The 22,609-nt window shown below is 52.9% G+C and carries 25 protein-coding genes; 11 read left to right on the top strand and 14 right to left on the bottom strand.

The window, feature by feature from the left end; translation table 11 throughout:
* Positions 1 to 4: 4 nt before the first annotated feature.
* The 4 genes from CVV30_12585 to CVV30_12570 are packed head-to-tail and all read left to right on the top strand — an operon-like array spanning position 5 to position 2,908.
* A complete protein-coding gene (locus CVV30_12585) occupies positions 5 to 850 on the top strand; it encodes a bifunctional methylenetetrahydrofolate dehydrogenase/methenyltetrahydrofolate cyclohydrolase FolD (GenBank protein ID PKL67723.1) in 846 nt (281 codons plus the stop codon).
* Positions 835 to 1,647 carry a dihydropteroate synthase gene (gene folP, locus CVV30_12580; protein PKL67722.1) on the top strand — a complete coding sequence of 271 codons (813 nt, stop codon included), beginning with the start codon at positions 835 to 837 and terminating at the stop codon, positions 1,645 to 1,647. The genes CVV30_12585 and folP overlap by 16 nt, the downstream gene beginning before the upstream one ends.
* Entirely contained in the window at positions 1,644 to 2,420 is a 777-nt protein-coding gene (gene cofE, locus CVV30_12575) for a coenzyme F420-0:L-glutamate ligase (protein ID PKL67721.1), read from the top strand. Before folP ends, cofE begins: the two co-directional genes overlap by 4 nt.
* Positions 2,421 to 2,473: 53 nt before the next feature.
* Entirely contained in the window at positions 2,474 to 2,908 is a 435-nt protein-coding gene (locus CVV30_12570; GenBank protein ID PKL67720.1) for a universal stress protein, read from the top strand.
* Positions 2,909 to 3,040: 132 nt separating this feature from the next.
* Here CVV30_12570 and CVV30_12565 read toward each other — a convergent pair whose 3' ends face one another.
* Together CVV30_12565 and cofC are read right to left on the bottom strand one after the other, a co-directional pair.
* The gene (locus tag CVV30_12565; GenBank protein ID PKL67719.1) at positions 3,041 to 3,760 is read right to left on the bottom strand and encodes a ribonuclease III; all 720 of its coding nucleotides are present in this window, start codon (positions 3,758 to 3,760) and stop codon (positions 3,041 to 3,043) included.
* A gap of 33 nt (positions 3,761 to 3,793) precedes the next feature.
* A complete protein-coding gene (gene cofC / locus CVV30_12560; GenBank protein ID PKL67718.1) occupies positions 3,794 to 4,420 on the bottom strand; it encodes a 2-phospho-L-lactate guanylyltransferase in 627 nt (208 codons plus the stop codon).
* A gap of 104 nt (positions 4,421 to 4,524) precedes the next feature.
* Here cofC and CVV30_12555 point away from each other — a divergent pair, with 104 nt between their 5' ends.
* Positions 4,525 to 5,043 (top strand): AraC family transcriptional regulator, encoded by a 519-nt coding sequence (locus CVV30_12555; GenBank protein PKL67717.1) that lies wholly within the window; start codon positions 4,525 to 4,527, stop codon positions 5,041 to 5,043.
* 35 nt (positions 5,044 to 5,078) lie between these two features.
* Here the strand turns inward: CVV30_12555 and CVV30_12550 are convergent, their stop codons facing one another.
* Complete coding sequence (locus CVV30_12550; GenBank protein PKL67716.1) at positions 5,079 to 5,846, bottom strand: sensor histidine kinase; 768 nt, start codon at positions 5,844 to 5,846, stop codon at positions 5,079 to 5,081.
* Between the two features lie 155 nt (positions 5,847 to 6,001).
* On the opposite strand from CVV30_12550, the gene cofG reads away from it, so the two are divergent.
* From cofG to CVV30_12530, 4 genes are all read left to right on the top strand, one after another.
* The gene (gene cofG / locus CVV30_12545; GenBank protein ID PKL67715.1) at positions 6,002 to 6,985 is read left to right on the top strand and encodes a 7,8-didemethyl-8-hydroxy-5-deazariboflavin synthase subunit CofG; all 984 of its coding nucleotides are present in this window, start codon (positions 6,002 to 6,004) and stop codon (positions 6,983 to 6,985) included.
* A gap of 2 nt (positions 6,986 to 6,987) precedes the next feature.
* Positions 6,988 to 7,707, top strand: coding sequence for a phosphoribosylaminoimidazolesuccinocarboxamide synthase (locus CVV30_12540; GenBank protein ID PKL67714.1), 720 nt, complete (start codon positions 6,988 to 6,990; stop codon positions 7,705 to 7,707).
* A 149-nt stretch (positions 7,708 to 7,856) separates the two neighbouring features.
* On the top strand, positions 7,857 to 8,138 hold the full coding sequence (locus CVV30_12535; GenBank protein ID PKL67713.1) for a ferredoxin:thioredoxin reductase: 282 nt from the start codon (positions 7,857 to 7,859) through the stop codon (positions 8,136 to 8,138).
* Positions 8,139 to 8,199: 61 nt separating this feature from the next.
* Entirely contained in the window at positions 8,200 to 8,718 is a 519-nt protein-coding gene (locus CVV30_12530) for a DNA-deoxyinosine glycosylase (GenBank protein ID PKL67712.1), read from the top strand.
* A gap of 8 nt (positions 8,719 to 8,726) precedes the next feature.
* Here the strand turns inward: CVV30_12530 and CVV30_12525 are convergent, their stop codons facing one another.
* The 6 genes from CVV30_12525 to CVV30_12500 form a co-directional block, all read right to left on the bottom strand.
* Complete coding sequence (locus tag CVV30_12525) at positions 8,727 to 10,382, bottom strand: ubiquinone biosynthesis protein (protein ID PKL67711.1); 1,656 nt, start codon at positions 10,380 to 10,382, stop codon at positions 8,727 to 8,729.
* A gap of 92 nt (positions 10,383 to 10,474) precedes the next feature.
* Positions 10,475 to 10,885, bottom strand: coding sequence for a hypothetical protein (locus tag CVV30_12520; protein PKL67710.1), 411 nt, complete (start codon positions 10,883 to 10,885; stop codon positions 10,475 to 10,477).
* Positions 10,885 to 11,952: a hypothetical protein gene (locus CVV30_12515; GenBank protein PKL67709.1), complete on the bottom strand. Its 1,068-nt coding sequence runs from the start codon at positions 11,950 to 11,952 to the stop codon at positions 10,885 to 10,887. The genes CVV30_12520 and CVV30_12515 overlap by 1 nt, the downstream gene beginning before the upstream one ends.
* Positions 11,953 to 12,087: 135 nt before the next feature.
* Complete coding sequence (locus CVV30_12510; GenBank protein ID PKL67708.1) at positions 12,088 to 13,311, bottom strand: DNA modification methylase; 1,224 nt, start codon at positions 13,309 to 13,311, stop codon at positions 12,088 to 12,090.
* A gap of 133 nt (positions 13,312 to 13,444) precedes the next feature.
* Positions 13,445 to 13,990, bottom strand: a complete 546-nt coding sequence (locus tag CVV30_12505; GenBank protein ID PKL67707.1) for a GNAT family N-acetyltransferase — start codon at positions 13,988 to 13,990, stop codon at positions 13,445 to 13,447.
* Between the two features lie 111 nt (positions 13,991 to 14,101).
* Positions 14,102 to 14,683 (bottom strand): hypothetical protein, encoded by a 582-nt coding sequence (locus tag CVV30_12500; GenBank protein ID PKL67706.1) that lies wholly within the window; start codon positions 14,681 to 14,683, stop codon positions 14,102 to 14,104.
* Between the two features lie 159 nt (positions 14,684 to 14,842).
* Here CVV30_12500 and CVV30_12495 point away from each other — a divergent pair, with 159 nt between their 5' ends.
* Entirely contained in the window at positions 14,843 to 15,739 is an 897-nt protein-coding gene (locus CVV30_12495) for a prenyltransferase (protein PKL67705.1), read from the top strand.
* A 337-nt stretch (positions 15,740 to 16,076) separates the two neighbouring features.
* On the opposite strand, the gene CVV30_12490 is transcribed toward CVV30_12495, so the two are convergent.
* The 4 genes from CVV30_12490 to CVV30_12475 form a co-directional block, all read right to left on the bottom strand.
* Complete coding sequence (locus tag CVV30_12490) at positions 16,077 to 16,748, bottom strand: M48 family peptidase (GenBank protein ID PKL67704.1); 672 nt, start codon at positions 16,746 to 16,748, stop codon at positions 16,077 to 16,079.
* Between the two features lie 72 nt (positions 16,749 to 16,820).
* On the bottom strand, positions 16,821 to 17,507 hold the full coding sequence (locus CVV30_12485; GenBank protein PKL67703.1) for an ABC transporter: 687 nt from the start codon (positions 17,505 to 17,507) through the stop codon (positions 16,821 to 16,823).
* Between the two features lies 1 nt (position 17,508).
* Complete coding sequence (locus tag CVV30_12480) at positions 17,509 to 18,729, bottom strand: ABC transporter permease (GenBank protein ID PKL67702.1); 1,221 nt, start codon at positions 18,727 to 18,729, stop codon at positions 17,509 to 17,511.
* Positions 18,711 to 19,970 (bottom strand): S-layer protein, encoded by a 1,260-nt coding sequence (locus tag CVV30_12475; protein ID PKL67701.1) that lies wholly within the window; start codon positions 19,968 to 19,970, stop codon positions 18,711 to 18,713. Before CVV30_12475 ends, CVV30_12480 begins: the two co-directional genes overlap by 19 nt.
* A gap of 329 nt (positions 19,971 to 20,299) precedes the next feature.
* On the opposite strand from CVV30_12475, the gene CVV30_12470 reads away from it, so the two are divergent.
* A complete protein-coding gene (locus tag CVV30_12470; protein PKL67700.1) occupies positions 20,300 to 20,884 on the top strand; it encodes a hypothetical protein in 585 nt (194 codons plus the stop codon).
* Positions 20,885 to 20,991: 107 nt separating this feature from the next.
* Here the strand turns inward: CVV30_12470 and CVV30_12465 are convergent, their stop codons facing one another.
* On the bottom strand, positions 20,992 to 21,924 hold the full coding sequence (locus CVV30_12465) for a cation transporter (protein PKL67699.1): 933 nt from the start codon (positions 21,922 to 21,924) through the stop codon (positions 20,992 to 20,994).
* Between the last annotated feature and the right edge of the window lie 685 nt (positions 21,925 to 22,609).

Genomic DNA, 22,609 nt, shown 5'->3' with positions numbered 1-22,609 from the left:
CATTATGGTCATAATCCTTGATGGAAAGAAGTGCTCGGCGATGCGACTTGAACTCCTCAAAGAGGAGATCGAGGATTCCGGGCTCTATCCCCGCCTTGCCACGGTGATTGTCGGCAGCGACCCCGCATCGCAGATGTATGTGCGGATGAAGCACCGTGCCTGCGAGCAGGTGGGCATCGGATCGGTGGGCATTGAACTCCCTGCCGATGCAACTACGGAAAAAGTACTGGAATCGGTCCAGCGGCTGAACAAAGACCCCGATATTGACGGGATCCTCGTTCAGCTCCCCCTCCCGAAACAGGTGGATGCAGAACGCGTGATCGATGCGATAAGCCCGCAGAAAGATGTGGACGGGTACCACCCGGAGAACATGGGGCTCCTCTTCTCGGGAAAGCCCCGGTTCACCTCGTGCACCCCCACCGGGATTATGACCCTGCTGAAAGAATACAAGATTCCAATCGCAGGATCACGTGCGGTCGTTGTCGGGCGCAGCATCGATGTGGGACGCCCCATGGCGGCCTTACTGCTCAATGCCGATGCAACGGTAACGATCTGCCACAGTAAGACAAAGGATCTGGCTGAAGAACTCAAAAGGGCCGATATTCTTGTTTCTGCGATTGGCAAAGCCCACTTCATCCAGCCGGAAATGGTAAAGCCGGGTGCCGTTGTCATCGATGTAGGGATCAACCAGCTGGACGGCAAACTGGTCGGCGACGTGGATTATGCAAAGGTGAGTGAAATTGCATCCGCCATCACCCCGGTTCCCGGGGGTGTTGGCCCGATGACGATCGCCACCCTGATGGAAAATACGTACCGGGCGGCAAAGGTGAAGTCATGCAACAATGTGTGATAAACAAGCTCGCTATTGGCGGCGATGCTCCCGTCAGGCTGATGGGAGTCATCAACTGCAGTTATGAATCCTTTTATCACGATTCCTACATCCCCACCAACGAGGTCCACAAAAAAGCCGTGGAGATGATCGAGCAGGGCGCCGATCTTATCGATCTCGGTGCCCGTAGCACGGCCCCCAATGCACAGGCGATCAGTGGGGCCGAAGAGGCATCCCGCATCGATGCAGCCCTCAAGGAACTTGACGGGACCGGGTTCACCATCTCGGTAGACACGATGAACCCTTGGGTGCTCGACGTCTGTCTCAAGCATGGCATCCACGCGGCAAACGATATCTCCGGACTGTCCTCTCCTGCTTATGCCAAACGGGTTGCCGATGCAGGACTGCCGGCTATCCTGATGGCCGCCAATTACAACCCGGGAGATGCGGTCGGAATGGATGCAACCATGAAAACGCTCCAGACCGTTGTCGGTCGGTGCGAGTCTGCGGGGATTGACAACTATGTACTCGACCCGGGTGTCGGGAACTGGAACCCCCTGCGTACCTTCGACAATGACTGGGAACTCTGCCAGAATTATGAGCGTTTTTCTGAATTTGGACACCCGGTCCTTGCCGCAATCTCGCGCAAGAGCTTCCTCGGCAACCTGCTGAAAAAGGAGCCGGAAGACCGGCTTGCCGGCAGCCTTGCCGTAACGATGGTGCTGCTCCAGAAAGGGGCATCCCTGGTCCGGACGCACGATGTGCCGCAGACCCGGGACCTTATCTCAGTTTTTGAGCGGATGGTGAAGCGGCCGTGAACACCTCTTTTGAGGTGTTCGGGCTTTCTACCGGGATCATCTGCAGCGGGGACTCAGTTGCGGCACGGGCTGCGGATGCAGCGGACCGGCAATGCGGGGGTATCCGGAACGGGGATATCCTTGTGCTTGCCGAGACGGCGGTTGCAACCGCTGAGGGAAACATCATCGATCTCTCCACCATCACCCCTTCTCCCAAGGCAGTGGAGCTGGGCAAAAAATACCAGATGGATCCCCGCACCGCTGAAGTTGTATTACGGGAAAGCGATTCGGTTGTTGGGGGGATTCCCGGTTTCTTGTTGTGTATGAAAGCCGGCACCCTGTTACCCAATGCCGGTGTCGATGCTTCCAACGCACCCTTAGGATGCGTAACGCCCCTTCCCAAAAATCCTGACCTGAGTGCCCTTGCTATCAAAACTGCGATCGAGGGCAGGTATGGCGTGAAGGTAGGTGTCATCATCGCAGACAGCCGGACACATGCGATGCGCCTCGGGTGCAGCGGGGTTGCCATCGGCTGTGCCGGGATTACCGCGGTCATCGACGACCGGGGCAGGAACGATCTCTTTGGTCGCAAACTCGAGGTAACGAAACGGGCGGTGGGGGACAACATCGTGTCCGCCGCCGAACTGGTGATGGGCGAAGCAGACGAATGCACACCGGCAGCGATTGTCCGGGGCATCGGGCTTCCCATCGGCAATCAGGTTGGCATTGATACGATTGCGGCGGACGAGTGCCTGTTCATGGGTGTGTTTGCAAAGTCACAGACGCAGGAATAGGTCCGGAGAAAAGGCAAAATAAATGCAGAACGGACATACACGGGGAAACAGACATGGCAACCAGATTATTTGAAAAAATCCTGATCGCAACAGACGGATCGGAAAAGAACATGACGGCTGTTGAAGAAGCCCTGCAGATCGGCCGCGTCTGCGGTTCAACAGTAATTGCAGCATATGTGATGGATGTCAGTGTGCTTGAATCCTCATCAGCAGACGTCGGGGTTGTCCGCGATACCTGGACGGTGATCCAGCGTGAGGCTGAGGCCGCACTCGACCGGATCCGTACCAAGGCAGAGGGTGTAGACCTGCAAACCGTGACTCTTGAGGGGAAGCCGGCCGCCGAGATCGTGAGGTTTGCAACAGAAAAACAGATCGATCTTATCGTGATCGGGACCCAGGGAAAACGCGGTTTTGAACGATTGCTGCTCGGCAGTGTTGCAGAACAGGTAGTACGATTAGCAACCTGCAAGGTCCTCGTTGTAAAGTAACGGCCCCCCGCGCAAACGACAGGGAGTATTGTATCGTCTCTGCCATTAACGCAGAAGTGATCCTGTCTGGACGAAGTCATGCAAAATAAAAACCGGACACTGGTACGGTTTATGCACAATCAGGAGTAGTTTTCACCGGTGAATCAGCCCAAGCATTTCCAGTGCCCGCCGGGCAGCTTCTTGTTCTGCCAGCGGTTTACTTGTCCCGGTTCCCTCACCCAGGAGATCATTCCGGTAAAAAACCTGGCAGGTAAAGACGGGTTTATGCGCAGGGCCCATCCGCATCGTCTCCCGGTATTCCGGGACTTCGGATTTGTCTGTTTTCTGGAAATATTCCTGCAGGATGCCTTTTGCATTCTGGCCCGGGTTGTAACTGTTAACCGCATCTTCCATGATCGCGTTGACAAAAAAGGCCACATCATCCAGCCCGACTTCGCAGTACAGGGCACCGATGAATGCCTCGAATGCACCACCGGTGATCTTTTCCCCATAGGTGCCTTGTTCGCCGATGGATTTTGGGATCAGCCGGGAAAAGGCCTGTTCCTCATGCCGGCGGGTCAGGGCATCCAGGGCCCGGTTGGAGACGATGCTGCTTAAGATCTTGGTCATCTCTCCTTCGTTCAGCATCGCATCCCGCTGGGTAAACAGCGACTGCGCGACAATAAGGTTAAGGACCCGGTCCCCAAGGAACTCGTACCGCTGCCAGTCTTCTTTGGTGATATCCCACCGGTCAGCACCCGTGATGCCATACGCAGCATTGAACCGGGTGACAAAAGTATTGATAATCCGGTTGACATCCGGTTCCGGACCATGAAGGAGTTCGATTAACGATAGTCCGGACTGCCCGTTCATTGCAGGAAATTTTTGCCGGGAGGCTGGATAAGACTATCGCTTCCGGTCAACACCGACCCGGCCCTTCTCGACAACTAACGTAATACCCAGCCCTTCAAGGTACGCCCGGCTCTTGCCGGTACCGTGGATCAGCAGCTCCGCCAGATCCTCTTTCTCATCGATGTCCGTGTGAAGCCGGAACGAGTCGATCACTTCGACCGAGAGGCCCGCTTCCTCTGCGATCTTCATGTGTTTTAAGAAACTCATCCCATAGTAATCGACATGGAAGCGCTTGGTGTCCTTGATATAGATCACATTCGTGCCCCCGCCACGCCCGGGCACTATCGCCATATCGCTCGCTGTACCGGTGACCCGCAGGATGGAGGCACGATCCGCTAGAGGCAGATCCGCCATGAGGATGAGAATCGGGCCTTCACAATCCGGAATTACCTGGTTAAGAGAACTGTTCAGATCGGCATCAGGTATCGTGATCTGGACGTCCTCGCTTTCATAGAGCTCAGTGCTGACGATGACAGGAGTGCAGTTCGCATCAATGATACTGGTGATGACATCCTGCAGCATGGCACGGGCAAATGCTTCCCGTTCTTCCTGATTGAGGATAGTGGACAGGCGGGTCTTCGGGTTTACGGGCTTATACGGGATAAGAGCGTGCGGGCACATTTTCTTACCGATGTACGCGGGGCAGGGAAAAAAAGATGCTGATATGATTTTGCAGAGCGAAAAAATTCCGCAGGTTTAACATCCCGGCTGCTGATAATTCCGGAATGGATGTACCTGGATTTACGGTAAAGAAACTGCCCGCACGGATCATTATGGGCATTAAACGCCGGACTTCAAATGCAGACGGCCGGAGTGTAGCCGATATTCCTGCCTGCTGGCAGGAATTTCTGACCCAGAACATGGCTGCAAAGATCACCAACCGCACCAAGACGCCGGCTTTTTTTTCCGTATATTCTGAATATGACAGTGACTGGACCGGGGAATATTCCTACCTGATAGGAAGTGAAGTATCAAAGGCCGACAGTATCCCTGAAGGGCTCGCGGTTACCCGGATTCCTGCCCAGACCTATGCGCTCTTCAAGGCAGCCGGTCCCATGCCGGATGCGCTCCTTGAAGTCTGGATGTCGGTCTGGGGATCTAAACTTCCCCGTGCCTATACCTGCGATTTCGAGCAGTTCGATGCCCGGTTCACCCGCCCGGAGAACAAGGAGATCGATGTCTACATAGCAGTAAATGAAGAAGAACTCGAAAAAATGCAGGAATCGGATGTAATGCAGGAATAGTTATCTTTTCTTTTCTTTTTTTAATTTTACCGGGGTTACGGTACCTCCGGTTCCCCGCCTTCGAGCCGGAAATGGTCCTGCGGGATACGGATCTCGAACCGGGTGCCTTTTCCGGGTTCCCCGGTCTCTTGTATCGCCATATGGTTGAACATCAGGATCTCCATGGCAAGGAAGAGACCCCAGCCGGTTCCCTTTCCATAACCACGCTCGAATATTTTCGTCTTATCCTCGAGAGCAATACCCTTCCCGTCATCTTCGACAACCAGTACGATTTCTGCATCCTTTCGGACCACGGAAATCTGTATAGAAGTTGCAGAACTGTGACGCAGGGCGTTTTCGAACAGGTTTGTAAAGACTTTTTCAAAAAGGGGATCGGCCTGCACCGATGCACCTCCGGTCTGGTCCACAATCCGGATCCCTTTCAGATCAACTTCTTCTACCGCACGGTGGAACACGTTTTTTAACAACTGCCACCGGGGGGGTTCAACGCCGATCATCTGGTAATCCTTGGCAAACCGGAACTGGCGGCGGATCTTATCGATTGCCTGCTTCTCCTTTTCCAGATATGACCGCTGTTTCGGATCTTCAACCATCATCTCCAGCAGTTCATTATACCCGACCAGTGCCGTCATCTGGTTCAGTACATCATGCCGGGTCACAGTCCCGACAATCTGGAGTTTCTTTTCCGCAAACTCCAGTGCCCGTTTCAGTTCTGCTTCTGCCGGTTCAGCGCGGGGGCTGTTGCCACTATCAGGTTCAGCCGCATTTTTTTGCACTCCATTTTTGTTACCGTGTTCCGACATCCCCGCTCCGATAATATTGAGATAAATTGGCTGATGCTGTTGACATCTATGAACTGTGCAGTAATTTATGTTTACGGTTTCTTCGTCTTTCCGGCCTACAGTTTAACGGCACATTGCATTAACTTTCAATAGCTCGTAAGGAGAACATAAAGTCTATGCAGCACCGGGTCATCACCTTTTCAAAAAACGTTTTTTTACCCTTAACCACCGTCTGTCGGAACCGGTGCGGGTACTGTTGTTTCCGGACTCCCGTCAGGGACGGGTGCCTTATGGAAAAAGATGAGGTGGAAAAGACCCTCCGGCATGGCGCTGCAATGGGATGTACTGAAGCCCTGTTCACCTTTGGCGAGCACCCGGAAGAGGAACCCGGGTTCATGCAGTACCTCAAACCCCTGGGCTATGCAACTATTCTCGATTACTGCGAGGCGATGTGCAGGAAGAGCATCGAATACGGGGTCCTGCCGCACACGAATGCCGGTATACTCACATACGATGAGATGGAGCGCCTGCGTGCGGTGAATGCCAGCATGGGACTCATGCTCGAAACCACGGCACGAATCCCGGCACATGCAACATCAAAGGGCAAGGAGCCGGAGGTCCGGCTCGCGATGATTGAAGATGCCGGTAAACTCAAAATCCCGTTCACCACCGGTCTCCTTCTCGGTATTGGCGAAACCATGGCGGACCGGGAAGAATCCCTTTACGCTATCCGCGACATTCACCGGCGCCATAAGCATATCCAGGAGATCATCATCCAGAACTTCTGCCCGAAACCCGGCACTCCTATGGCGGACCGTCCCGTGCCAACAACCGATGAGATCTGCACAACGATCCGGATGGCACGCGACATCCTGCCCAAAGACATCGCCATCCAGATCCCCCCCAACCTGATCGATGCCACGTCACTCATCCCGTGCGGGGTGGATGACCTCGGGGGCGTCTCACCGCTCACCATCGATTACGTGAACCCCGAACACCCGTGGCCGGCGATGGAAGAACTCAAAATCATTGCCGGCACGGCAGAACTTAAGGAACGGCTCTGCATCTACCCGCAGTATATTGAGCAGGGCTGGTCCCCTCCCGGCTTGCAACCCCTAATAAACCGGCTCGAACAAACAATAAAGACAAGGAGCAGTTGACCGTGAAGCAGAAAAAACTCCTCTATGCCGGCAAGGCAAAATCGGTGTATCGTACCGATGAAGATGGAAAACTCATTGTTGAGTTCCGTGACGATATCACCGCGTTTGACGGCGGAAAGAAAGATGTGCTCAGGAACAAGGGCAGTTACAATGCCGAAGTCTCGGCGTTCTTCTTTGACTATCTCGAAAAGAACGGGGTAAAGACCCATTTCGTCTCCATGATCGATGCCCGCCACATGGTGGTGCGCGAACTCGAGATGATCCCGCTCGAAGTGATCGTACGCAACATCGCTGCCGGCTCCATTGTGCGGAATTACCCGTTCAAAGAGGGGACAAAACTGGATCCTCCGATCATCGTGATCGATTACAAGGACGATTCACGGCATGACCCCATGCTCAATGACGAACTGATTGTTGCCCTCAAACTCGCCACGCCGGCAGAACTCAAAAAGATCAAAAAGGCTGCCCTGGAAGTGAACCGGCTGCTCTTTTCCTTCCTCGCAAAACAGGGAATCACGCTTGTGGACTTCAAGATCGAGTTCGGCAGGCAGGGAAAAACAATCTTCCTTGGCGATGAGATCAGCATGGACTCCATGCGGCTCTGGGACAAAAAGAGCGGAGAGTCGCTGGACAAGGACGTGTACCGCTTTGAGAAAGGTGACGTGATGGCTACCTACAACCGGGTGGCACAGCGGATCACCAAATCCGCAAAGAAGCGATAAAAAATTCCATCCTTTTTCCCGGGTTCAACCCCGTCCGGAGACAGGGAGGAAAATCACCCGGTGATCCGAAAGGACGGTTCACTGAACGCAAAGACTAACGTCTCACATACATAAACTATCGATATATCAGGAGAATACGGCAGGATACTATGACAGAAGAAAGCGCAGAGCAGGCTGATATGCTCAAATGGGCAAAAGGCTATGCACATAAGCACGGCTGGACCCTCAATACCGATGAGAAACAGCTCATGACCGTGATCAAGGGGCTGGTGCGCAATAAGACAAAGTTCGGCCGGCCCTACTGCCCCTGCCGCATCCGGAGCGGGGATGAGGAGAAGGACCGGGCCATTGAATGTCCCTGCGTATACCATAAAGAAGAAGTCGCAAAACAGGGGCATTGCCACTGCAACCTGTATTTCAAGGAACCCTGAACGGATACAGGATTTCCCGTTACCCTTTTTTCCCGTTGCATCCGATACGGACAGGCTGAAAATGCAGACGATATCTCCCCACCCTGCAGCATCGACCGGTTTTCAGCCGGAGACCGGAGACACTCCCCGCGTGCTGATCCTGGGCAGTTTTCCCAGCATACAATCCCTCCGCCACACCGAGTATTACGGGAACCCGCAGAACCATTTCTGGAAGATCATGGAATCACTGTTCGAAATCGATCACCGGCTCCCGTACCGGGACCGGGTGGCTCTCCTTACCGGGCACCATATCGCACTCTGGGATGTGGTCTGCTCCTGCAGCCGAAAAGGAAGTGCAGATGAAAAGATCAAAGAACCGGTCGTCAACGACATTGGCGGGTTTCTTGCCACCCACCCCACGGTACAGCTCATCGTCCTGAATGGCACAGCAGCAGGCAGATATTATCATCGCAAAAACCCTGCACCGGCAGTCGGGAGCACAATCCTGCCATCAACGAGCCCGGCCAACACCCGGTATACCCTTGCAGAAAAAATAAAAGCGTGGGATATTGTCCGGGTTATCTTAAAAAAAGAAGAGTAGCCGGCCGGTTACCGGTCCATGCGGAATTTCAAGAAGATGACATGGTAGATGGCATAGAACCCGACCAGCACTGCGGCAGTATATCCCAGGATTGCAATCCATGAGACCTCCTTGGGCAGTACAAACGAAGAGGACTGGAGAACCAGAGAAGATCCCACCACCAGGGAGGCCACAACCATGCCGATCATCAGCTTGTCGCTCGCCTTATCGAGTGACATCTGGAGTTTCTGGATATCGGTGTCCACGATCTCGAGCTTGAACGTCCCCGTAGACAAACGCCGCAGCATCAGGTTGAGGTTCCGGGGCATATCCAGCAGGGCGTCGACACCATCAAGAAGCGACGTTGATGCCCGCTTGATATAACCGGCAGAGAGGGTGTTGGTATCGGCAAGTTTCATCAGATAGGGAGTGACTTCTTTTCCTAAGTTGAACTTCGGGTCCAGCCGGACGCCGATGTCAAGCACCATCATGAAGACCTTTAAGAGCAGCATCAGGTTCAAGGGCACTTTGAGCCGGTAGCGACGCATCGATTCAGTGAGCTCGGTGACCACGAGCCGGAAATTCAGTTGCGAGACTTCGTCCCCGCCACCGAAATCGTGCATCATGATATAGAGATCGTCGCGCAATGCCTCGCGATCTTCTTCAGCAATGACGATCCCAAAGCCCTCAAGGGACCGGAGCATCATCTCGATATCATCGGTGACCAGCGCAAAGAGGAGGTTGATAAAATTCTGCCGCTTCTCGGGCCGGAGGATCCCCACAATCCCGAAATCCAGGAAGACGATGTCTCCTTCCGGGGTAACGAACAGGTTGCCCGGGTGCGGGTCACCGTGGAAGAAGCCGTCTTCAAAGATCATCTTGAGATAGGCATGGAATCCCCGGACTCCGATCTCATGGGGGTCCAGTCCCAGCTCGGTAATGGCTTCGGGGTTATCAATCCTGACACCCTCGATAAACTCCATTACCATCATGTGGGAAGAAGTAAACTCCCAGAAAATTTTCGGGAACCGTATCCCGGGAACGTCCCGGAAGTTCCGGGCCATCCGTTCGACATTGCGGGCTTCCCGGGTGTAATCGAGTTCCTTTACGATCTGGTGGGCAAAGTCCTCCACCATGCCGGTGGGGTTATAGATCCGGGTTTCGGGAAATATCGTCTCGATCCGTTCTGCCATGGATTTCAGGATCACGATATCGGTCTCGATGATCTCGCCAATATCCGGGCGCTGGATCTTCACGGCAACTTTGGTTCCGTCTTTGAGGACCGCACGGTGAACCTGCCCGATCGAGGCTGAGGCAACGGGCATCTCATCGATCTCGGAGAACCAGTCAAAAATATCAGAGCAGTTCTCTTCGATTACGGCCCGCACTTCAGAAAACGGAATGGGCTTGGCATGGTCCTGCAGTTTCTTGAGCTCTTCGATCAACTCAGGGGGAAGCAGTTCCGTCCTTGTGCTCATGATCTGCCCGAATTTTACAAAAGTCGGGCCCAGATCCTCCAATGTAAGCCGCATCCTCTCGTAGACGGTAGAGGTCTCCGGGACTTTCCCGGAGGAGGGAAGCCGGAACCGGGCCCTGCCGGGGAATAACTTTTCAAGCCCGATACTGAAGCCGTACTGGCCCAGCACATCTGCTATCTGCGCATACCGCCTGATACGGGTGACCATGCATAACTATTGGCAGTGGTCATACTTAAGGCGTGCTTTTTACGGCGTGAGAATTGCCCTGCAAAAAAGCGATACGGGCCGGGACGGGGCCGTTATTCTGTCCCGATATCGACAAACATATCGTTGTGGGTGATCCGGAGATCGAGGGGGTCGACCGTCACAAGCGGTTTTGTGGTTGTTCCGGCTACGGGGAGCTTTGAGCAGCAGCTGAAACTGTCAGATACCGTCAGCCATGTCCCCGGGCACACCTGACCGGGAACGGCAACGGTTCCCTGCAACTGGCTGCAGGTTTTCGATCCATCATCCGGCAGGGAGGTCGGTGAGGGTGTCGGAACCGGGGTGGCCACTTTTGTCGCATACTTGGAAGAAACTGACGTTACGGTGGGAGAAGGAGTCGTAGATGCTGGTTGTGTGGTGTCTCCGGAAGTACATCCGGCTGACAGAATGCAGAGGATGATCAGAAAGACGGCTGATTTTATGAAACGGCACGCTGAAGAAGTCATCAGGATTCACCGATCCGGTCTGCTGTTTCTTTCAGAGAGTACGACATTGCCATCAGGGTATCTGCCATCCCGGGAGCGAGACTGGCACTGACCGCAATATCCCGGTATGCCGCACCAAGGTCGCGATAGTCTTTTTTGATGAGCTGAAGCTTGTTATAGACAAGACCTGACTGTCCGCCGTTCTGCGCACCGCGGGCCAGCTTCACATCGATCTTCAATTTGGAAAGAACCGGCTCTGCATCGCCGATATCGAGAATCTGTTTAACAAGCTGGGGATTAATCCGGTCTGCCCTTGCGATGACCCGTTCTGCTTCACCAAGCTGGAAATCTGCGGTTGTATCGGTGGTAACCTGGGTCTGGAGAGCTGCGATGCGATCGGTAATTTCAGAGGAGCGATCCCGGATTATGACCGCAGTGCTCCCGGCCCGGTCGAAATCTTTCGTATTCAAAGAAGCTTTCAGATCGGGCCTTAAACTTGAAAAACGGACGAGATAAGGGCTGGTATCAGAAACGGTATACCCCTGGGCCTGAAGGGAATTTAAGGTATTTTGCGTGTCGGAGACCCATGCATCGAACTCATTCAGCTGGTAAGTGCTCCGGGCAGCCCAGTAGGCATCTTTTTTCATGGTTATGTAGGGGTTGGCATTTACCGCCTTGCTTATCTGTGCCTCCAGGTTCGCAGGCTTTCCCTGGTGGGAGGACATCTGGTTCATCGTCTCCTGGTTAAACGAGCGGGCAGTCTCCTGCATCAGGATTGTATGGTTATCAAGTTCCGAAAGGGACGGGATCGAACCGATGGCTGATTTGGCTTTCGAGAAATCAGTATGGAGCGATGTCATGCTGCGGGTGTCTTTCCCGAAGAGGGTTTCTACATAGGCAATGGCTGCAACCATCTCCACATCAGACACTTCCGCCATCCATGCGAGGTGTGCCTGTTCTATGGGTAAAACCCGGTCATCTGCAGAGGACACGGGGTCTGCGGCATGTACCGGAACACAGGTGATGATGGTGAGCAGGGCCAGGCAGAACAATACCAGGAGCCCCGCCTGCAAGGGGTGGCGGTTCATGGCAACCCCTGCCCGATCGATAATTGCGGTTCAGCATACATTATACGATATATTCCGGCATGTACCAATAAAAAGTTGTGTAAAAAAGAATTCCTCACCGTACATCAGGTCAGGTCTCTGCCGGAGACCCTGCACTCAACCATTTTTTGAGAAGATGACAATCCGGTTGGTGTTGGTGCCGGATGCCATGTTATCGACGCCCCAGATATTGGAAGTCTTGGTAAAGGTCTGCTGGTTGATCAGCACACATTCGCACGTAAATCCCGCTGAAATCCCCAGCGGTACAACATGCTCTTCGAGGCGGATCGAACGCTTTCGCACTTCTCCTACTTCAAAGGCAACATATCCCCCCGGGCAGGTGATGCGGTAGAGCTCCTCAAACACCTTTCCCATCACCTCAGACCAGCCGGCCACGGTCTTTGCCATGGTAATCCGGTTCCCGATCTCCTTGTCGTCAAGACCATTGAACCAGCACCGGAGCCAGTTGTCATCCCCGTACTGAACAATATCGAGAAACGGTGGGGACGTAACGGTAAGCTGCACGGAATTTTTGAGAATTTCCGGGGTATTCCGCGAATCCCCGGTCAGGAGCCGGGCGTTTTTGCCGGCATGGCTCAGGTTCTTCTGCTCATCCTGAGTAAGACTGCGCAGCAGGCTTTTTGTCTTGTTCAGGATGATCCGGTGGGTATCACGGTACTCCGGGACCTGGTTGCGTTTTACATTGATCCGCTGCTGGCTCTTTTGCGATACCGCCTGGTTGGGGGGGAGCGTGTAGACCGAGAAGAAACCGGATGAATGCCCGGTTAAGCGGTTGGTTGCAACCATCGCAATCCAGCGATCAATCATGTCGTCCCGGCAAGCCCCGTGTCGCTCCAGCAGGTACTGCCGCAGGGCAACAATCTCTTTCTCGGTATCGGGATGGTAGAACATCGAGAGGTCGATATCGGCCGGGCTGGTCTCACGCGGAATGGACTGGAGCCGTTTTTCTATTGCTGCATATTCAGGGGGAAAGAACCGGGGCTCGGTCATGATACGGGATAACGGGTTTGCATCATTGGCAATCACGTTGCGCCAGGAAAGGCCGGCTTCTATTACGGTAGTTCCCCTGCCGCTGAAGGGATCATAGACGATATCTCCCTTTTTTGTCAGGAGATTAATAAAAAACCGGGGAAGCTGGGGTTTGAAACAGGCCCGGTACGAGATCTCGTGGATCGAGGAGGCGGCCCGCTGTTTTGAGGTCCAGAACTCATTGGTGTATTTCTTAACATCAGGTTCCGGTTCCGAGGGATCAAGGGGCTCTATTGTTGTGGGATTGCCCGACTCGCTGGTAAACCCGGCAAGTATACTGCCAAATCCCACCCGGCCATTCCTTATTTTCAATCCCGTCACCAGATAGAGCTTGTCTGAGGTAGTGTATATCCACTCTGGTTTACACGGGCAAACCTAGGTGGCGCCCCCATAACCTGAATTAAAAACGCACGTATGGTATTTCCTACCCGTTGTGGGCGCCTTCCGCATCGAACGCGGGGGGGTACCGGACCATCCCGTGCACACCATCGAGTGCACCGGGCACCAGTTCCAAGGCCATGAACGCCTCATCCGGGCAGGGGAACGGGGCTGATATCCCAAATGTGCAGGCCCGGGAGAACCCGAACCGGGGGTAATACCCCGGATGGCCGACCACGATCACCGCACGGTGCCCGAGCTGACGGCAGGCATCGAGTCCTTCTTCCAGAAGCGCTGCACCAACTCCCTGGCACTGGAACGCCGGGTCCACGCCAAGCGGTGCCAGTGCCCGGGCAGGAATGCTCTCCTGCGAGGTATCGGAACACTCGATTGTTATCGGGGGAAACAACACATGCCCGATAATCCGGTCATCGTGCACGGCGACAAGGGAGAGATCCGCTGAAAAATCCCCATCCTTTCTGAGGGCATTGACAAGACGGGCTTCCCCATCCTGCGCGAATGCATCGTTGTGCATGGCGAAGATATCCGGGATATCGTATGATGTTTCCGTCCGGATAAAAAAAGATCCCATCATCTCCTATAGGAGTCGTGAGGATAAATTATGGCTGGTAGTGCAGAAGATTGCAGGTTCCAACCTTACCGGTCCGCCCTGCCCGTAAAAAAAAGAAGGTGAATAACCGGGTTATTCCTGAGCAGGAGATGTTGAGATTTTCTTGACCTGGAACGCGGCAAACACGGCAGCAATACCGGTTATCAGGGCAAACACGCCAATGATTAGCGGTATGAGTTCTGCTGCAAACAGGGGGAAGATCAGGATAATGAGACCAAAGATCAGGCTGATTACTCCCAGCACACCGTTGCTGGCATCCTTGGTAGTAAATGCCTGGTACAGGTGGGCAGCGCCAATGAAACATCCCCAGAAACCAATAAAGATTGCAAAGAACCCGAGGATGAATAACGTGCTGTAGAGCGGGTATGCGAGAATGATGATGCCGGCGAGGATATTGACGATCGCCAGAAAGATCTTCAGCCCCATGCTGGTTTTGTCAACAAAGAGACTGCCGAGGGTGAACAATCCGCCCACCAGCCAGTACGCCCCAATGAAGGTGATCAGGATGAGCGTGGTTATGCCCGGGGTGGTCAGGAACATAATCCCGATGATTAAGGACAGAAGTCCCCAGACCAGTACAACCCACCATGGAAGAAGGCTCGTGTAGCACGCCATCATTTCAGAGGCATTTGTTGGTTCATTTACGTCACTCATAATATGTTCATTTTGTCCTCACAAATTTTATAATAGTATCTGTTTTGTGGAAAATCCGTTCACCATAAGCCGCAGGTTGAGACTTTTAAGGATTCCTGAACGTATTCACCCGCACCGGATCGCAGCGTGTATCTGGAAGAAATTCCCATGTTTTAATGAATGAAAGCAACACTCCGGGCATATATCGATCTCACCCGGCTCCAGTTCTCGTTTGCCTGGCCCCTGCTCTTCTGCTCGGGATACCTGCTCGCTACCATTACGTACGGGGGATTTGCCTGGTTTGATCTCCTGCGGGTCGCCCTGATTGGGTTCTTCGGGTTTGAAGCCGGGCTTGTGCTGAATGATTACATTGATCGCGAGTATGATCGGAAGGATATCGAGACCGGTAAACTGACGAAATACTGGAGGGTCTTTGGCACAAGACCGATACCAGCCGGGCTCGTTTCTCCCCGCAACGCGATTACGCTTTTTCTTATCCTTGCTGCGATCGCTACATGCCTTATCTTAACCCTGCCTTACCCGCATTCGGTCTATGTGCTTATCCTGATGATCTACTGTTTTGCGATAGAGATCTTCTACCAGGAAGAAAAACGCAACCAGAAATTTCCGTTTGCACAACTCATCGGCAGGACAGATTTGGCCCTGTTTCCGGTGGCAGGGTACCTGTGTTTAGGCATTCCTGACCTGAATGCACTCCTGTACTTCGTGTTCTTCTACCCGTTTGCCCTTGCGCATCTCGGTGCGAATGACCTGATCGACGTGGCAAACGACCGGGTCCGGGGCATGAACACCATCCCCACGCTGTTCAGCATGAACGGGACGGCGTACTGGATTGCCGGGTTTACCGCAGTCCATGTCGTAACCGCAATTATATTCATGACCCGACTTGGCTGGATTGCCCGGATCGGCATCATTGCAGGACTCGCATTACTCCTCTATGCCAATGCGGTTATCCTGAAAGAGAAAACCCCGGATGCAACGCTGAAAGTGCTGCCGTGCTTCCATGTCGCGATGGTGCTGTACGCGGGGGGGATTGCGGCGGGGGCGTTGTTGTGAAAAGGATGGATTTTCTATTGTGAGATATTACGCGAGAAATTGCTTTTCGGGTTACTAAGTTTTCATTCTGGCCCCCCTTGTGCCACCAGCCCCCAAGGGGGCGGGGCACAATGGGATAGTGCAGGAACAGGTTTCAATGCACTATCCTCGTGAACATGGGGAGAGGAGAGGGCAGCATACCTGCCCGTTCGATCAACAAAAAAACCGTATTGTTGCCATCCCAATTGTGCCCCGTCCCCCCAAGGGGGACTGGTGGCACAAGAGGGGGGTCTGAATATTAAGACAACATCAAAAACAGAATACGGCATCAATCATCTTTGCCCATATCTCGAGAAGTTCAAATCCTCAGCAGCCGCTCATTCTCCATCAGCCACTTCCTTCGCCGCTCGTAGTCCGGCATGATCACCCGTACCTTATCCCAGAACTTCTTTGAATGATCCGGCTGGCTGATATGTACCAGTTCATGAACAACCACGTAATCGATTATCTCGGGAGGGGCCTGGATGAGACGCCAGCTGAAGTTAAGCCCCGCTTTGTGGTTGCAGGATCCCCAGCGCTGCCGGGCATCCGAAATCCGGATCGATGTCGGGACGTGGCCTGTTCTCATCGAGAACCACATGCACCGGGCCGGGATCTCCCGCCGGGCCTCTTGCATATACCAGCGTTTCAGTTGGTTCCCGATATCAGGGAGGAGTGTCCGGCATACGCACAACCGGTCGGTGCGTTCAATCGTCCCTTTTCCGTCCTCTAAGATATGCATCGGGTAGAGACGCCCGAGATAGAGGAAGGTCTCTCCTTCTTCGTATGCATGCTCTGTTGCTGCCGGCCGTTGCTGAATTTCCCCGATCTTCTTTAAGATCCAGCTCCGCTTTTCCCGGATAAATTCATCGATCATTGAGGCCGGTGCACGGAGCGGCGCCCGGACGATCAGCCGGGCTTCAGGAGTGATAATGAGTGCAATCGTCCGGCGGCGGGACCGGACAATCTTTTCTATGCGGATATCGTCCATGGCAACAGGGATCTGAGAATTACTCTCATCCGTGAGCAAAAAAAAGAGCTGGAAACGGCATTCACCGACTGCTTATGAACCGTTTGGCCCGTCGCTTATGACTTTGCCGTCCCTGAGCCTTATGATGCGGTGGAAATAGGCCTTGTGCCAGTCCTCGTGCGAGACCATCACGATGGTCTGCTGCATCTCCTCATTGATCTCCTTGAAGAGTTCAAGCACGAGCTTTGAGTTTTCGGAATCGAGGTTGGCACAGGGTTCATCGGCAAAGAGGATATCCGGCTTGTTCACCATGGCCCGGGCAATCGAGACACGCTGCTGCTGACCACCGGAGAGTTCGCGGGGGAGATGATCGCGGCGATCATACATCCCCATCTTTTCTAAAATATATTTACTGTCCTCTTGGATCTGGCCCTCGGTCCGGTCCTTCCGGAGCATGGCCGGGAGGGAGACATTCTCCATCACGGTCAGATCGGGAACCAGTGCATAGTCCTGGAAGACATACCCGAGCTTGTAGAGCCGGAACATCGTCTTTTCGTAATCGGAAAGCTTCCCGAGGTCTGTCCCGTCAATAATAATCTGTCCGGATGAGGGTTCGTCGAGCAGTCCGAGCATATGCAGGAGCGTGGTCTTACCACTCCCGCTCGCACCCATGATACCGAGGAACTCGCCCTTTTCAATATCAAGCGTTATCCCGTCGAGTGCCCTGACTTCGACATCGCCCATATGGTAAATTCTCCGCAATTCTGAGATTTCGATCATATCAGGACCTCATCGCAGTCTGGATATCCTCGCGGGAGACCTGGTAGGCAGGGACATACCCGGCCACAACCGCGGCACAGAACAGGATTATGGAGTTGATGAGCAGATCCATGGGAGTGATATACAGGGTGGCAGACCATTCCGGTGTGACGATGGGATGCACTGCCATATACGCCGCAAGAACCAGCGTGATGACGATCCCCAGAATGATGCCCAGTACACCGAGAATGATGACCTGGAACCCGTAGTTATGCATGATAACTTCCTTATCCACGCCGATCGCCTTTAAGATCCCAATCTGCTTGCGGCTGTTGATGGTCTTGATGGTAATCACGATGAAGAGCACGACGGTCGTAATGATGATGCTGACAACTAAAGATACCATGTTGATGATGGCAAAACTCTGGAGCGCCTTTCCCATGCTCTTGGAGAGCAGGTCTGCTGTTGTCTGGACCTTGCCGGTCCCCCCGACACCATAGGCGAGAAGTTCGTTCTTGATGAACTGCTCGGAATACCCGGGTTTGGCTTTCACGGTGATCGAATCCGCCTTGTCCAGCGTCTTTCCTTCCACCTGCTCCATATCAGTCCAGGTGATATACGCAGCATTGTCTACCGGACTCCAGCCGGTTGCATAGATACCCTTTACCCGGTAGTCTTTCGTGTACCCGTTGCTGAACTCAATGGTGATCGAGTCCCCGACCCGGACACCGCCCAGCGATGCCTGGAATTCATCGTCCTGTTTGACAGATGAATCGCCGGCTAAGGGTTTTCCGATGATCGCTTCTCCCGTATCTGCTTCGCCGAGATAACTGCCGGCAACCATCCGGGAATACAGCGGGGATACTTCTTTCTCATCCGTAGGCTGTATGGCCCGCACGGATACCCCGAGAACCCGCTCCCGGTACTTGAAGGTTGATCCCTTCGAATACTGGGGAGCTGCCCGCTGTACCCCGGGCATACCGTTGATCAGATCGAGCGTTGCGTCCAGATCGGGAACGTACTGCTCACCCGATTTCGGAGTGACGAGGACATTTGATACCTCATAATCCACGATCTGCTTTGTTATGCTCTGGCCGATTCCATTAAACATGGAGGGGAGAAAGATCATGTTGGTGAAACACATCCCGATGATCAGGATGGTTAAGATCACACTGGAGCGGCTTCCCCGCTGGAGCGAGCGCAGCGCCAGCAGGAATGCTACCTTTAATTCTTTTTGTCCCATGGGAACTTTCCATCGCCATTGGTCTTGGGCAGGTACCAGTACCGGTAGGCAACGAAGAGGAGGATGCCCAGTATGATAAGCCCGAGAATCAGGTTCCCTGTATTGTCTGAGGCGGGCACCCGCATATTCATCTGCCGGGTCTGCGTGTGAACCCCCATATCATCGGTATACGTAATCGTGAGATTGTACGGGTGATTTCCTGCTTTTGCACCTTCCAAAAGGAAGATTGCAGGAGCATCGTTTCCGGGCTTAATCTTGCCGATGAATGCCTCTTTGGTCCCTTCTGCCGGGAGATCAATGGTGGCTGATACCTGTTTTGCCTCGCCGGTCCCGGTGTTTTCAATACGGATGGTCAGGTCAAAGGGGGTATTTTCCGTAAGTCGTGGCGGATTGGTATCTACCGATACAAAACCCAGTTCCGCTTTGCCTTTCATCATCAGATCGATACCGGTTGTCTGGGTGAGAGGGACCCCATCGATGGCATGGTAACTGATGGTCACGGGTATCCGGACAAGGCCGGCACTGGCTTTCTTATCGGAGAGCAATACCAGGTTGACGGTCTGCTGTTCCCCGGGACTGATTATTCCGAGGTGATAGAGATCGGTATTCTTCGGTGCTACTACCGTACTCATATTCTCAATCTTCACCGTTACATCATCTGCAAGGGTCTGCCCGGCATTCCTGACGGTAAGAGTGAGGGGGATCTCCTCTCCCGGGTTTGCTGTTGCGCTTAACGAGGAGTCCAGGATCAGGATTGCCTGTCTCTGGATGCCTACGGGCGTGTTGACATTCACCGGTATGGGGTACTTTGTGCTCTTTCCTTCGGTTGTGTCAATCCAGACCTCGGGATAATACATACCGCTTTTTGAAGGTGCACGTATGGAGAAGGTGATAGAAATGGACTGTCCCGGTCCAATCTCACCGACACGATCGAAATCTTTGGTGATAACCTCAATACCGTTTCCTTCGAGCCGCACATTCTCAAGGTTTACATTGATATCCGTGGTTTTTACCGTGGCATACGTTGCATCCGATAACTGCCCGGATTTCTCGCTGATGGTTGCACTTGATGCGGTATTTTTTATGGTTATTGTGATCGTCCCAAGGCTGTCTGGCATGAGCACCGAGGGATTTACGTTATAGTCGGTGATCGTTACGGTGGGTGATCCTGCTGCGGATGCAGGAACCACGATTGCGCACAGGAGTGCGATGAGTATGATAACCGGAATTGTCCATTTCATTGAGATCCCTCTGGTAACAGTAATAAGATTCTCATGTTTTTTTAGATACTTTGTTCATAACCTGATCTGTTTTCATAGTTACACCATAGGGAATGAAAATGCTCCGGGCGATCTGACAGGAGATCTTTATGGTTATCTCCTGAAAGCATTCACGAAAGCAGGGTTCAATCACCCGGGGGATACCGGTTCTTTTTTGACCGGTCTGGAGTACCTGTACATATCTGCAATACCCATAGGTATAAAACTTACCGTGGGTAACTTAATCATACCAAGAGTAGCGACGGCAAACCGGAATTTTTTTTACCGCACGCGCAGGATTATTCTGACCCATGCCACGCATTATCCAGGAATACCGGGAAGAGGTGAAACGGAAGATTGTGGACGCTGCGTTCACGCTCTTCATCAAAAAAGGCTATCATGGCACAACCATGGGAGAGATAGCAGGAAGCCTTGGCGTGACAAAACCGGCACTCTACCAGTACTTTCCCGGCAAGGAGGACCTCTTTGCGGCAGTTGCTGAACAGGCAAGGCAGGAACTCAAAGGAACCCTTGAAAAATCCTATAAAGGCAAGGATGTCCGCGAGGGCAGTGCTGCTCTTTTCGATGCCCTGGTGCAGTATGTGCCGCAGTTCAACACCATGTATTCCGAGATGCTGCTCCTTGCTTCCCGCAATGAACGCCTGCGCACCGTGCTCGTCCACGACAGGACCGAGGATATCCTGGTGATCGAGCGCTTTATCGCGAGCCAGCAGGAGACCGGCTTTGTCTCTTCCCGTCTCGAACCCCGACTTCTTGCCGTTGCCTGCGATGCGCTGGCTAACGGTCTCCTGATGGATGTCATGATGGGCATGGACCGGGAAGAGGCAAAAGCCGTCTGGATTGCCGCAGTAGAGCAGCTCTCCCGGGCAGGATAGCGTTTTTTTGAACCTGAAACCCCGCAGCCCGCACGGGAGCCGTAATTGGGGTTCCTGCTTTTTTTAAAGAAAATTACCGGGTATACCCTTGATATATCCACTTTGCCCTAGGCAGCGGTGGGGGCGTCTTTGTCGCTTGTCGGGATAATTGAGACAACACTGCCGGGTATCAGGGCTTCTAGGGATCCTTTCAGGGAATCGATGCAATCCTGCATGTCCCCCACCTTCTGCTCCGGATCGAACCCCAGGAAGATCTCGATATAGATCCGGGTCCCGGACCGGCGCGACCTGACCCCGTGGAATTCATCGAATTTTTCGAACGAGCCGACGAGTTCTTTTAAGATGACAATCTGGAGCTCTTCTTCCAGGGTCTTGTCAAAGAGATCCGGCAGTGAGGAGGAGATCTCCCGGTATCCCGCAAACAGCAGGAACCCGATAATTACCAGAGAGGCGATCGGATCGATATATTCCGCCCAGCTGTAATGGACAAGAAGGACCGAGAGTATCAGCGCAAAGAGGATGAGAAGGTTGGAGAAGGTCTTGGCCCGCCGGAGCCGCCACTGGGCTTCCATGATGGGGGAGGGCTCTTTTAAGTTGAGACGATAGTTCTTCTGCCAGTGGTACGAGTCGGTGATACTGACAAGGATCATGAGCGGGATACCGATAAATGCGGCATCCATGTCAAAATGTTCAGGATAGATTATCCGGTGGAACGTGAAGAAGAGCAGGATCGCAAGGGATACGAACATCACGCCGCCTGTGATGATGCGGGTTAAGGATTCGAACTTTCCCATGCCGTAATCGTAGGTGAACTTCCCGCCCACGGTCACCCTGCGTATGATGATGAGGGCAAAGGTGGTGGCAATGATCTCGTTTATACCCTTGATGATGTCGGCAAACAGGGTCATGGATCCGGAGAGGATAACCGCGATGGACTCCGGGATCAGGACGAGGAGATCGATGCAGAGGCCGGTGAAGACCAGCTGCTGGCGTGATTCCTCCTTTTCGCCTGTTCTGTTGCTGATCGCATCACCTGCCATGTGTGTCTGTACATGATGAGAGGAGGACTTAAAAAAACTTTAGGGATGGGACTATGTCTTGCAATTATCTTCGGATAACGAGGATAACCCCCTTGTGCCACCAGCCCCCAGAGGGGGCGGGGCACATTGTGATGATGCTGAACAGAGGGATTGCGAAATCTAATTTTTCAATCACAGCTTGCTCAAAAAATTTCCATCAAAGTCTGGTTGAAAAATTTTAGTTAGGGTTTGATTGATCCTGATCAACTTTTAAAATGCGATCGTGATCGCGATGAAATTATTTCAGGCAAGGTTTGATTTTTTTATTTCAATCAAAGTTCGTTTAAAAAAATAAAATCAAGATCCGATTTTGAAATTTCAATTGAGTTCCGATTTTTATTTTAAAATCAAGGTTCACTTAAAAAAATAAAATCAAAGTTCGATTTTAAAATTTTAAACAGGATCTGGTTGCTTTGCCGGGGGGACATTCACGCCGGAAGAGTGCTGTCGGATCCATTTTTCAATCGAGTTCTGATTTTTATTTTAAAATCAAGGTCTGGTTAAAAAAATAAAATCGGGATCCGTTTTTAAAATTTCAATCGAGTTCTGATTTTTATTTTTTGCTCTGTAGAAATCATTTCATTGGGGATAAAAAAGTCTGAATCGACCAAAAGATCTAAGGTACGGTGTCTCCTTATTTTGTTAT

It is taken from the genome of Methanomicrobiales archaeon HGW-Methanomicrobiales-1 (assembly GCA_002839675.1).
Taxonomy (GTDB): Archaea; Halobacteriota; Methanomicrobia; order Methanomicrobiales; family Methanospirillaceae; genus Methanoregula.
Note: the sequence above shows the minus strand (reverse complement) of the source record. Positions and strands in the feature narration are given on the sequence as shown.